Origin of the sequence: Psychrobacter sp. Sarcosine-02u-2, assembly GCF_002836335.1 — a bacterium.
GTDB classification, from domain to species: Bacteria; Pseudomonadota; Gammaproteobacteria; order Pseudomonadales; family Moraxellaceae; genus Psychrobacter; species Psychrobacter faecalis.
Genome location: NZ_PJBX01000115.1, coordinates 16,378 through 28,586, shown reverse-complemented (window position 1 = coordinate 28,586; position 12,209 = coordinate 16,378). Strand labels below are relative to the sequence as shown.

At 43.2% G+C, this 12,209-nt stretch carries 13 protein-coding genes; 4 read left to right on the top strand and 9 right to left on the bottom strand.

What is annotated here, in order from left to right; genetic code table 11:
* Positions 1–53: 53 nt before the first annotated feature.
* The 6 genes from CXF58_RS02355 to CXF58_RS02330 form a co-directional block, all read right to left on the bottom strand.
* A complete protein-coding gene (locus tag CXF58_RS02355) occupies positions 54–1,040 on the bottom strand; it encodes a MetQ/NlpA family ABC transporter substrate-binding protein (RefSeq protein ID WP_102076451.1) in 987 nt (328 codons plus the stop codon).
* Between the two features lie 269 nt (positions 1,041–1,309).
* The gene (locus CXF58_RS02350; RefSeq protein WP_068403538.1) at positions 1,310–1,996 is read right to left on the bottom strand and encodes a methionine ABC transporter permease; all 687 of its coding nucleotides are present in this window, start codon (positions 1,994–1,996) and stop codon (positions 1,310–1,312) included.
* 17 nt (positions 1,997–2,013) lie between these two features.
* On the bottom strand, positions 2,014–2,784 hold the full coding sequence (locus CXF58_RS02345; RefSeq protein ID WP_068403535.1) for a methionine ABC transporter ATP-binding protein: 771 nt from the start codon (positions 2,782–2,784) through the stop codon (positions 2,014–2,016).
* A 198-nt stretch (positions 2,785–2,982) separates the two neighbouring features.
* On the bottom strand, positions 2,983–5,127 hold the full coding sequence (locus tag CXF58_RS02340) for a sensor histidine kinase (protein WP_068403533.1): 2,145 nt from the start codon (positions 5,125–5,127) through the stop codon (positions 2,983–2,985).
* Positions 5,128–5,233: 106 nt separating this feature from the next.
* Positions 5,234–5,956, bottom strand: coding sequence for a response regulator transcription factor (locus CXF58_RS02335; RefSeq protein ID WP_068403530.1), 723 nt, complete (start codon positions 5,954–5,956; stop codon positions 5,234–5,236).
* A gap of 264 nt (positions 5,957–6,220) precedes the next feature.
* Complete coding sequence (locus CXF58_RS02330) at positions 6,221–7,525, bottom strand: efflux RND transporter periplasmic adaptor subunit (protein WP_102076450.1); 1,305 nt, start codon at positions 7,523–7,525, stop codon at positions 6,221–6,223.
* 82 nt (positions 7,526–7,607) lie between these two features.
* On the opposite strand from CXF58_RS02330, the gene CXF58_RS02325 reads away from it, so the two are divergent.
* The gene (locus tag CXF58_RS02325) at positions 7,608–7,955 is read left to right on the top strand and encodes a response regulator (protein ID WP_102076449.1); all 348 of its coding nucleotides are present in this window, start codon (positions 7,608–7,610) and stop codon (positions 7,953–7,955) included.
* A 79-nt stretch (positions 7,956–8,034) separates the two neighbouring features.
* Here CXF58_RS02325 and CXF58_RS02320 read toward each other — a convergent pair.
* Positions 8,035–8,735, bottom strand: a protein-coding gene (locus CXF58_RS02320) for an IS1 family transposase (RefSeq protein WP_416375564.1) whose coding sequence is annotated in 2 segments (ribosomal slippage) — positions 8,035–8,639 and positions 8,639–8,735 — 702 coding nt in all. Because the reading frame shifts where the segments join, the coding sequence is not laid out codon by codon here.
* Between CXF58_RS02320 and CXF58_RS02315 the strand changes: the two genes are divergently transcribed.
* The 3 genes from CXF58_RS02315 (at position 8,697) to CXF58_RS02305 (ending at position 10,584) form a co-directional block, all read left to right on the top strand.
* A complete protein-coding gene (locus CXF58_RS02315; protein ID WP_228706515.1) occupies positions 8,697–9,365 on the top strand; it encodes a chemotaxis protein CheB in 669 nt (222 codons plus the stop codon). The genes CXF58_RS02320 and CXF58_RS02315 overlap by 39 nt on opposite strands.
* Complete coding sequence (locus CXF58_RS02310; RefSeq protein ID WP_102076448.1) at positions 9,362–9,865, top strand: hypothetical protein; 504 nt, start codon at positions 9,362–9,364, stop codon at positions 9,863–9,865. The genes CXF58_RS02315 and CXF58_RS02310 overlap by 4 nt, the downstream gene beginning before the upstream one ends.
* A gap of 191 nt (positions 9,866–10,056) precedes the next feature.
* Positions 10,057–10,584 (top strand): cytochrome b, encoded by a 528-nt coding sequence (locus CXF58_RS02305; RefSeq protein WP_102076447.1) that lies wholly within the window; start codon positions 10,057–10,059, stop codon positions 10,582–10,584.
* 110 nt (positions 10,585–10,694) lie between these two features.
* Here the strand turns inward: CXF58_RS02305 and minE are convergent, their stop codons facing one another.
* The gene (gene minE, locus CXF58_RS02300) at positions 10,695–10,985 is read right to left on the bottom strand and encodes a cell division topological specificity factor MinE (protein ID WP_068408119.1); all 291 of its coding nucleotides are present in this window, start codon (positions 10,983–10,985) and stop codon (positions 10,695–10,697) included.
* A 2-nt stretch (positions 10,986–10,987) separates the two neighbouring features.
* Positions 10,988–11,800, bottom strand: a complete 813-nt coding sequence (gene minD, locus CXF58_RS02295; protein WP_068408121.1) for a septum site-determining protein MinD — start codon at positions 11,798–11,800, stop codon at positions 10,988–10,990.
* Positions 11,801–12,209: the final 409 nt, after the last annotated feature.

Here is a 12,209-nt window from a genome sequence, read left to right as displayed (position 1 = left end):
GTAAAAACGTTTTATTTATCCGAATTAATCGTTTTTACAATGGTTAATATTAACTATTGAGCAGCAGCTTCGGTAACTGGTGCAGTATCTGTTGTAGTAGCAGCGGTTGCAGGGGCTGTAGCAGTGTTCTCACCCCAGATTTTTGGGTATTTGTAGCCTGGGAAGCTATCATGAGCATACTTTTTAAAGGCGTCTGAGTTATAAGCGTTGGTCACGTCTTTGACCCATTTTTTGTCTTTATCCGCAGTTTTGATGGCAGACCAGTTGACATAAGCGAAGCTTGGCTCTTGAAATAGCGCTTCAGTCAGCTTAATACCCGCATCGGTCGCGTAGTTGCCATTGATAACAGCAAAGTCTACTTCATCACGCGCACGTGGCAGCTGGGCTGCTTCTAGCTCAACGATTTTGATGTCGTATTTGCTATTATCAGCGATATCAGCTTTTGAGGCGGTCAGTGGATCGATATTGTCTTTTAGCGTAATCCAGCCAAGCTCATCCATCATGACCAATGCACGAGCAAAGTTACTTGGGTCATTAGGCGCAGAAACGCTCATGCCTTTGTAGGCTTCGTCAAGCTTGGTCTTTTTACCAGTATAGATGCCAAGTGGCGCAGTAGGCACTTGGAAAACTTCAACCAAATCAAGATTGTTCTCTTTTTTAAAGGTATCAAGATAAGGCTTATGCTGGAAGACATTGATGTCTAAATCGCCATCAGCTAAAGCAATGTTTGGACGTACATAATCAGTAAAGGTGACCAGCTCAACTTCATAGCCTTGCGCTTCTAACGAGCTTTTTACTTGGTTACGAACCATATCAGCAAAATCGCCTTCAGTGGTACCGATCACAATCTTGCTATGTTCAGGATCGATATCGTTGCCCGCTGCCGTTTCTGTCGTCGTTGATTCAGTAGCACCTTCAGTGACTGGCTCTTTACTAGCTTCTGGCGCTGATGAGTTGTTGCAACCGACCAATACAAGGCCTGATACGCCAACGGTGGCCAATGCGGTCGCGAGTTGACGGCTGATATCTGTTAATTTCATGAAACTTCCTTAATAAGGGGGAGGGAATAGGGATTAAATGTCAACAGTAAAAATCCGCATTAAAAAAGCAACATTATGAATAGTAATGCTGCTAAGTTAAAGGCTGTTAAGATAGTATCAAAATTAAAGGGAATCAGTTACAAAGTCAAGCATTTGCTTAGGATGAATCGGCATTAAACCTTGAGTATTATTCATATTAAACAGTCTTTGCCTCTCAAAATAAAAGGTGAAATCACCATAATAGAGAGGGTGAAGTCTAAGTTTTTGCCTTAACGTTTATCCAAACGGGTGGCGATCCAATTACCAGACGCCTGAATACCGATAACCATAATCGATAGCATCACGACGATAAAGACCATCACCTCAGTTTGATAACGATAGTAACCATAACGAATGGCCAAATCGCCCAAACCGCCACCACCAATCATACCTGCCGCCGCCGAAAACGACAGTAAGCTGATACATAAAATGGTCACAGACAACACCAAACCCGAGCGTGCTTCATTGAGCAATACTTTGATGATGGTCAAGGGGCGGGCGCCCATCGATTCCGTTGCTTCAATAATGCCGCGTGGTACTTCGCGCAGATTTTGCTCGACCAGACGCGCAAAGTAAAAGGAACCGGCAATCGCCAGTACTAGTGATGCAGCAATCGGTCCAATACCAGTACCAACGATGGCTTTGGTAAAAGGACTCATGGCAATCATCAAAATCACAAACGGGAAGGCGCGCATAAAGTTGGTGATCGCACCAAGGACACCATACAAGGTTTTATTTTGCAAAAACTGCCGATCACTGGATAAAAACAAGAATACCCCAAACAGACCGCCGATGACGATGGCGACCGTCGTTGAGATACCTAGCATAATAAAGGTATCTACAAACGCCTGCAAAATTTCTTTACGTAGCGCAAGCAGCTTGTCCAATGAGGCGGATAATTCAGCACCAGTTAACATGTCTATTCTCCTGCCTCTTAATCTTCATGAACCAAGCCTTTACCAATCGGGGTCGTGGCCTGAATCAGACCGTCGCGGATATCGGCAACCTCGAGCAACTGCCCTTGATGTAACAACGCGGCGCGGTCGCATAGCCTACGAATGACGCTCATCTCATGGGTGACGATGACAATGGTGACGCCAAGCTGCTCATTAATATCACGCAGACAAGTCAATAAGCTGCGCGTGGTTGAAGGATCAAGCGCACTGGTCGGCTCATCAGCCAATAATACTTTTGGGCTCGGCGCGATCGCACGGGCGATACCAACACGCTGTTTTTGTCCGCCTGATAGCTGCGCAGGATAGTGCCCAGCACGGTCGGTCAAATCGACGATTTCTAAGCAGTCCATCACCCGCTTATAAATATCGGCGCGCGGATAACCTGCCACCGTTAAGTTAAAGGCGACATTATCATAGACAGTACGATTGGACATCAGGTTAAACTGCTGAAAAATCATACCGATATTGTGGCGAGCGATACGTAAATCACTGGCCGATAAGGTGGTCAAATCGGTACCATCTATGATGACTTGACCGGAATCTGGGCGCTCAAGTAAATTAATTAGGCGCAATAAGGTAGACTTACCCGCGCCCGAATAACCCATTAAACCAAAGATTTCGCCTTGTTTTACCGTTAAAGATGTCGGCTCAACCGCAGTAAACCAATGTGGCTTGCCGTCTTTATCTTTTATAGACCGGTCGCTTAAAAAGCTTTTGGTCACATCGTTTAAGACAATCATGTCACTCATGGAATGCTCAAAATTTAATAAATATTTTAATGGCTATGAAGCGGTTGCAGGCTCTTTTGCGTATTTGTGCGCAAATTAAAATCAACCTTCAATAACCCTATAATAAGGGGCGCTAATATAGCATATTATGCAGCGTTTTGGATATGGACATCCATGATTAACGGATAATCTTGGCTGTAGCTTGGTTAGCTGATGAGATTAGTGACGGCTGTCATGCTGATAATGAGGGTCGTGCTTAACGGGTAATACCACTAAAAATCGCGTATGACCATTGATGGTATCTGTAATGATACGGCCTTGGTGCGCCGTTACTATTTGAGCAACCAACGACAAGCCAAGCCCTGAGCCTTTGTTTTTTTGCTGTAAGCGTACAAAGGGGCTAAAGACTTCTTCGCGTTTATTTTCGGGGATACCTTCGCCTTCATCAATCACCGCCAGCACCGCAAATTTCGGTAGCGGGCGTGTTGGCTCAGCTTTCGGCTTTTTGAGATGCTTACTAAATATGCCCTCTTTGCGGGTAGCGTTTGCCGTGTCGCCGTTTTCTTTATTACTGTTTTCTTTATTATTGTCTTTGGAGGCACTTTTGGCGTCATCCTTCTCAGTACTAACGCTTTTATCCGCTTCTTCTATCTGTTTATTGATAGTCTTGTCATCGATGTCGTCGATGGATGTTTCTTGTTGTTCAGGAACCGCGCGCCAAATAACTTTCTTAATTTTTTCTGTCAAATCGGTAGTAAAGCGCTGATAGGTAAGTAATAACGACGGTTCAACAACGGCTTCGGTCTCAGTGGTGCTACTTAGGTCATTGTTTCGCTCATTAGATGAGTCAATAGTTTTTGCCGTCGCTGATTTATCAGTATCTGTGCTGTTATCACTATTCGTATTGCCATCAATCTCAGCATCCACAGTGATGCTTTCACCATTTTTATAAATCACTGGCGCTGGTAATAACGCTGCGGTCGATGCTTCTTCTGTCGAAGTTGATGTTGAGGTGGCTTTATTATCGCTAGGAACAATATTATCGTTAGTAATTGTGGCGTCATCATTTGGTTGTACATTTTGACTGGTTTCAAGCGCATGGTTACTATGAGGCGCTTCTTCATCGTAATCAAAGTCTGGGCTGTTATAATCGACAAAGCTGCTGCACAGTATGGTTTGCAAAAGATAATCAGGAATAGCGTCGGCTTCATCCAGCGTTTGCACACCGTAAAGTAATACTGTAACTGGCGGCTTGCCGTGCAACATAGCATTGGTCAATAGGTTACGAATTAAATGGGTCAGCATTGACGATTGGCCATCAATAACGATATGCTCGCCAATCAAGGTTGCTTGAGGATAATGCTGGCGTTCTTGGTTTACTAAATCATATAAGTCCAAATGCTCAACTTGTTGTAGCGCGTGTCCAGCATCTAAACGACTGACCAGCAAAATACTCTCGACCAAATCGTTTAATCCAGACAAATCGCGATTGATAGCTTGGGCACGCTTATCAAATTTTTCTTTGGTATCACTCGGCAATGCACCCGCCAGCATATCCATCATCTCAATCTGTAAGCGAATACGGGTGATGGGCGTACGCAGCTCGTGCGAGGCGTGCGCCAATAGCAGGTTATTGGCATTGATTAGGTGTTCAATTTTTTGTGCTGCTTGGTTAAAGCCGCGCGCAAGCGATGCAATCTCATCATTACCGCGGGCATTGACTCGCACCGTAAAGTCGCCGTCGCCCAATTGCGCCATTTGTTGGCTCATCTGATTGATACGCCAAGTAATGGTACGCGCAATCCACCAAAGCACCCCTGCCATGATAAGCAGCAGCAATAGCGTACCAGTAAATAAATTTAAGGCGGCAGAGAGGACAGGTTTTTTAGGCGGCAGGCGTGATTCGTATAATAGCGTATAGCCGGTGCTACTATAAACTTGGGCTTGCTTGGTTGGGGAGGTTTCGGCAAATGAGGGAAAGACGCGCGCTAATAGCGAGGGCGGCGCAGGCAATTCTAATGGCAAATCGCTGTTGTCGCTTTGCATGAGCAAATGACCTTCATTGTCATATAGGCCCATTTTTGCTTGCAGTGATTCATCAAAAATATCAAAGCTTTTCTTGACCACCGCTAGCATAAAGCGCGCTTGTAAACGGTTGTCTTTACTGACAGCAATATTTAGCTCATGCAAAAATGGGTCGACTTGACCCAAAATTTGCGTGGCTAAGATTTCTGAACGAATACCAGCGTCTTTGTCATGTACCAACTGGGTCAATAACACCATCGCTACCGCAAATAAAATAAGTGCCAGCATGACACTGGCAAATAGTTTGGCAAATACGGAACGAAAACCCAGTTGTTGCATTAAATCATCTCTATTATCAAACGCTTATAACCATTTTATTCATTTTATTTTAATAAGTTTATCGCAATACGGGCTTAGTTTAATAGCGTTTGATTGCATGTGCTAACTATACCTGATCGGTAGCGAATTGATAACCCACACCGCGTACGGTAATGATACGTTTTGGCTGGCGCGGATTGTCTTCGATTAACGCACGCAAGCGCGAAATATGCACGTCAATGGCGCGATCAATATTATCCGAGCTATCATCGTTTGGCATCGCTTGCCATAATTGCTCACGGTTTAACACTTTGCCCGAGTGGGTAGCAAAGTAATGCAGCAGCTGAAATTGATGCGTCGTCAAACGGACTGGTTGATCATCGATAGTGACTTCATGACTGTCAGGAAAAACGCTTAGGCGCCCAAACGTTAAACTATCTGACTGGCTGTCAGCTTGATTTGGCTGCTCATGACGACGAATGACGGCACGAATACGCGCGAGTAGTTCGCGCGGCTCAAAGGGTTTGGCAATATAATCATCGGCGCCCATCTCTAAACCTAATACACGGTCTGTGGTATCGCCTTTCGCCGTTAGCATAATAATCGGCACTTTATTGGTCATGTTGTTTTTGTTGCCACGTATCTTTTGGCAAACTTGCATGCCATCCATATCAGGCAGCATCAAATCTAGCACCACCAAATCGATGTCACGCTCTTTAGCGTCTAACAAGTCCAAACCTTCTTGACCTAGTCCTGCATGATGTACATCATAATAGTTCATGGTCAGATAATCGCTGATTAATTCGGCTAAATCTGGATCGTCTTCAATTAATAAAATTTGCTTACTCATAATTTTTCCTCTAGTTGTTGTTATAGTTTGTTTAAAATGCTGTTTAAAAATACTGCTTTAAAAGTGCCTATCTACAAATGCTGTCTTTATAAAACTGTTTTTGTAAATAAGCATGCCCTAAATTTTCAAAGCCCTTAACTCTTAGTTCATTCTCACTCAAAGCGTAATCCCTATTAGTTTACGCTATATTGCCTAAACAGGATGTTATTAAACAAGATAGGCTTTGTTAATGTTTCTACACAATGTAACTACGAGCTTTGGCGCTTATGAAACTACCGCCTTTTTTCCTTCAGATTCCACCGGTAAGTTTGCCAAGCAAATCAAACTGTCATTGGTAATACCGGCAATTAAATACTGCTTAGTCAAGGGGTCATACTCGATAACTTCGACGGGCTGGCGCGTCAAACGCTGGTCTTGTTTGATAATCCAAACGTTAGCATGCAAAGGACGCAGCGGCTTATAAGGCGGTTTGTGCAGCACGGTTAGGTCAACATTGTGCAGCGCGCGCTTAGGAACAATGGTTCCAACTTCTATTTGTCCGTAGTCAACGCGCCCAGTCACCTGCATATCAGGTCGTATTTGGTTGCGACTGACTTCATTATCAACCACATTGACATAAACCAATAGCTGCTTTGGTAACTCAGTGACTGTCAGCTTACTGACCTGACCGGTAAATTTATCTATCAAGCCTTCCGCCGTGAAGTTAACCGTTTGTCCAACGGAGATTTGTGATTTGGCTTCAATCGGTAAGCTTGCGCTAAAATGCAGCTCCGTCCCGTCGCTAAGCTTTAAAAGAGGTTGACGCGGTGCTACTTGTTGGCCGCTTTTGACGTATAGCTTTTCGATATGACCTGCGAAGCTTGCCCGTACCGTTATCAAATTATTCGCCGTTTCTGTATGCTTAGAAGCTTGGTTATTGTCTAAGTCGTTATTGCTAGCACTAGCAGAATTTCCTTTAACATCCTCACCATTTTTTTCTGTACTGGGTTTTATGTTATCTGAATTCTTAGCAGTGGAATCTTTTGGCGCCGCTTGAGTACTGTTGACGGCAGACGGTTTTGGTTCAGTGGCCGCACCTTTATTATCTACTACTTCATCTTCTACTTCTAAGGAAGTTGCTACTTCATCATCGGCTTGTTCAGATGACTCTGTTGATTCAATAGGCGCTGCTTGCCGTCGAACGGTGAATAATGGTGCGCCTTTTTCGACCCGTTGATTTTTTTTCACCAACACCTGCTCTACCGTCAGTGCTTGGGCAGCAATTAGGTTTACCTGTTTGATAGGCTCAATCTCACCTTCTAAGCCAAGGCTCGGCTGATAACGGGTTGGTTTGACGCTTAGGATATGATCAGGGGTCATCGTAATGCTATCAGCACGTATGAGCAGGGGCGTGTCAAAGGCCTCGCTATTTTCAGCTGTGACAGGTTCTGACGTAGGCGGGGAGGGCTGGCAGGCGATAAGCAGCGCCGCGCCCAAAAGATACGCACTCTTTTTTAATGGGCTAAAAGCTAAAAGTATGGTGCTTGAAAATTTAGCCCTCAAACGCCTTAAATCTATAAAACCTGTCATAGCGATCACCCTTGTCAACGAATTTTTATTATATAGGGAATTATGAGGCGGTGAAATGATTACTCTTATTTACTGATTTTGAATGGTAATCGATGACTCAAAAACCATTCGCCGTACCGCAGAAACTTTATTGCAAAAAGCAGGTTGTGAAGTCGTCACCGCGATTGACGGTTTTGATGCCTTAGCGAAGATTGTTGATAACAATCCAGATATCATTTTCGTAGATATTATGATGCCGCGTTTAGATGGTTATCAGATTTGTGCCTTGATAAAAAATAATCCAGATTATGCGAGCAAACCGGTGATTATGTTGTCATCGAAAGATGGTTTGTTTGATAAAGCTCGCGGGCGCATTGTTGGTTCTGATGAGTATTTGACCAAGCCATTTAGTAAAGATGAGCTTTTTGAGGCGATTAACCAGTATCGCTAAATAATCAGTAACGTGAATAGCAGCCCGTTAAAGACCTGCTATAAAAATATTAGGTGGTGTTCTAAAAAGTATGCTGGCATCAGACATAACCATAGTTAATATAAAAGAATACCAGATCGAATACTTTAAAGTGATTGTCGAGCTTTTTTGAGAAACAACAGGTTTTTCTAACGGCTCGACGTAATCGATGCCTCAAGCGACAGTTATTGCCTTCTATACCTACTGTATGCTGTTTACCCACACGTTTGTGGTCAACTTTAAAAGCCGTTAAAAAGCTGTCCCAGTTATCCATGCTAATAGAGTCATAGCTGACTTTGAGCTGTTTAAGGCGATCTCTTAGCTTCTTAGCCGTTTTTAAGTCACGTTTGCCCCAGACATAAGCGACTATCTCATTAGTAGTGCGGTCATAAGCATAAATAAGCCAGACTTTACGTTTCTTGCGGTACACGTAAGTCCAGAACTCATCAACCTCTAGTCGGTCATAGTAGCGCTTTTTAGGAGCAATCTCATAAACGGATGAACCTATGGTACTAAGCACTTTGCCCATGCTAACAGAAGCAATAACGGCTATATCTCTAACACCGCAACCCCTAACCGTCATAAGCCGTATGAGGTCTTCTATTCTAGAGTGGCAGCCATTATAAGTTAAGGCATGATCGCCAATAAACTGGCGTTTGCAGTCTTACATTGGTAATTCTGCTTGCCATAGCTTTTTATGCCATTCTTCTTTAAACTGGAACTGTGACAGTCGGGGCAATTGATTTCTATTTGTGTCTTCATAACCTCAAATATATCATCTTGCTTCGGCTGTCACCCCTCCTTCAATTCCTCAGCATACTTTTTGATACACCACCAGAATTTTTAGATCATTTGTCACCAGCCTTGCCTGTGAGTATTTTACTGGCTCATCATTTTAACCAAGCGATGATAGGTACGCTACCACGCATACTCAATCGCCATAATGACTGGCGCTGTCAGCTGATTACCTCATCACAGCGTTTGCGCGGCGGGCAATGCCTTATTGTACCCATTGATAAACAAATTGTTTGCGATTCAACTGGTCGTATTATCTTAATAGATCAAGCGTGGGAGGGCGATTATAAGCCCGCTATCGGTCAAATCCTGAAAAATACCAGTGATGTTTATGGCAGTGAGCTTATCAATATTATTTTCTCTGGGATGGGAAATGATGGTTCGCAGTATTTGGACTTAATCCAAGACAATGACAGTCAATTGTGGGCGCAAGACCCAATCTCAAGCGCTTGTCCAAGTCAGCCGCAAGCTATTATTGATTCAGGTTATTGTCAGTTTGTTGGCAGTCCCAAAGCCTTAGCAGAAAAACTTACCCATTATATTGCTGAAAGGGCGATGCCCGCCTCTTCAGAGTCATTTATTGTGAGCGACATATGAAACAGATTCTAAAGCACTCATTTGAAGCCGTGAGCTTATTGACCACCAACAATGGTATGCTCGACGTAACGATTGTTCCAGCAGCCGAACAACCGGATTGGCTTATCCCTAGTAGTTTGATTTTAAGTGTCGATGAGTATAGTGAACATACATGGACGTATGAGTGGCAACAACAAGAAGTCGCTGTGTTCCATCTACTACCGCGCCATCAAACGCCAGAAAAGATGATTGTCTTAGAAGGCAATACCACCGCGCATCGTATCGCGCTACAGACAGCAGGCGAGCTCCGCCAACTACAGGCGCGTATCTCCGACGTCAAAGATATCGACTTGCCTGAGCACTTTATCAAAACCGACAGCAAAACTGATACCGTTCAGCAGCGCGTCCAAGAAGATGTTGTGCTATCCTACCTTTTCCAAGCGGTGATGATTGATGATACGGTTTACATGGTGCCAGATTTGGATAAAATCGCCCATCAATTGGTTGACTTAGATAGCTAATTTGCTCATGGTTACGCTTTTTATCATGGACTCTAGTGTTAGCTTTAAAAAAAGTTATTAGCCTTGAGCTGGCACAAATAGTTATTATGTTTATTTGCCCGTTACCAGCTAGTAGGTTTTTAACACTGTCATTTGATCCGTATCAGCCAGCGCCTATAAGTATCGATGAATAGGAAGCGATAAAATATACTATGAATAATATCCATTCAAATCTGACAAAGTGGTCGGTTGCTAGTCGAATCTTTCATTGGGTTAGCGCCATATTATTACTGATCACTTGGATCATGATACTGTTATATGACAATCTTGATAGTAAGGTCTATATCGGATTACACAAGGCATTTGGGGTCAGTTTGTTGTTTTGGATGATTGCCCGCGTGATCAGCCGTATTTTTACTAAAGCACCGCCAGCGTTGGCAATGCCAAAATGGCAAATGCTGCTTGCACAATTATCCCACTTTGCTTTATATGCGTTATTAATTGCGATGCCTATGGCAGGACTACTGATGTCGGTATATGGCGGCCGAGCAGTTGACGTCTTTGGTTTATTTCAAATCCCTGTCTTTGTCACCCCCGATAGAGGGTTGGCACGGCTTTTTAATGACTGGCATACCGATATTTTGTGGCCGATGATAATTGTTTTTACTTTGATGCATATTGGCGCCGCGCTATATCATCAATTTATCAAAAAAGACAATATTATGGCGCGTATAAAATAACGACTTAAAAATGGGAAGAGCGCGTATAAAAAAGCCCTAAGTCTAATACTTAGGGCTTTTTTCGTACCAGTATTTATATAATCAAACGCTATACTATAAAGTTATGTCATTTACTTTTTATGTTCAGGTAAACTGATATTCATCTCAAGCACATCGAGGCTATCTTCAGAGCGATGGTTGATATTAACATCATCAATCTGTACACCGTTGACGTACTTATTAACCACTTCTAGTATTTCACGTTTCATTTTTTCGATACGGTCAGTGGTCAAGCGATTATTCAAGCGATTTTCACTTGCAACAATAACTTTTAAGCGCTCAGTTGCCATATTAGCACTGCCAGCACTGCTGCTGTCATCCGTACCAAATAGGCTACTCCAAAATCCTTTTTTCTTACTCATCATTAACCCCCAAACCAGCGCTGTAGTAGACTCTTTTTCTTCACATCAATATGACGTAATGGACGCTCTTCTCCTAAGAAACGGGCGACGATATCGTCATAACATTGACCAGCCACTGAGTCGGTATAATGAATCACAGGCTCGCCATGGTTAGACGCTTCCAGCACTGAATGGCTTTCAGGAACCACACCAAGTAACGGCACTTTTAAAATATCGTTAGAGATGGTATCGATATCCATCATCTCGTTAGCGGCAGCACGGTCGGCGTTGTAGCGAGTGATGATTAAATGCTCGCGTACCGTGCCCTGATTTTCAATCACTTTTTTGGTTTGGCTTTGCAAGATACCAATGATACGGTCCGAGTCACGTACCGAAGAGATTTCAGGGTTGGTGACGATGATGGCTTCATCTGCATGATACATCGCCAGCTGCGCACCGCGCTCAATACCAGCAGGCGAGTCGCAGATAATATAGTCAAACTGCTTTGACAACTCATCCATGACTTCTGTAACGCCGTCGTCTGTCAATGCATCTTTATCACGCGTTTGACTGGCAGGCAGGATATATAAATTTTCTAGTTGCTTGTCTTTTACCAGCGCTTGTGACAGGCGGGCATTGCCATTGATAACATCGACAAAGTCATAAACAATTCGATTTTCGCAGCCCATAATCAAGTCTAGATTACGTAAGCCTACATCAAAATCGATAACAACTGTCTTATAGCCACGTAATGCTAAACCGGCGGCAAAAGAAGCGCTGGTCGTGGTTTTGCCCACACCGCCTTTACCCGAAGTGATTACAACAATCTTCGCCACAATGGCACACTCCTATGAATTGATGGGATATTTATTAATTAAAACATTTTAGATGAAACAGTATAGATGTAAAGTAGCACAATTGCTCGGCGTTTACCTAGCCAAGATGTGCTATCTGCGAGCATAAGCCTAGCATAAATATATAAAAACTTATAGCCAGTGCGTATTTAAGCACAAAAGCTGCCTACAGATAATGGTTATATCAGCTAAATAGGGAGCCGAAGCGCCCTCTATTATCTGCGCTCAATATTCGCGCCTATAGTCTAGCGTAAATAGTGGCAGAGCTAACAATCCATCATAGCGCAGTTTTGTTAAGTAAACTTACTATAATATTAATTATGCTATTTAGACGTCAATTTATCATCTATCATCAAATATATTCAAACTGATAATGATGAAATGACGCCTT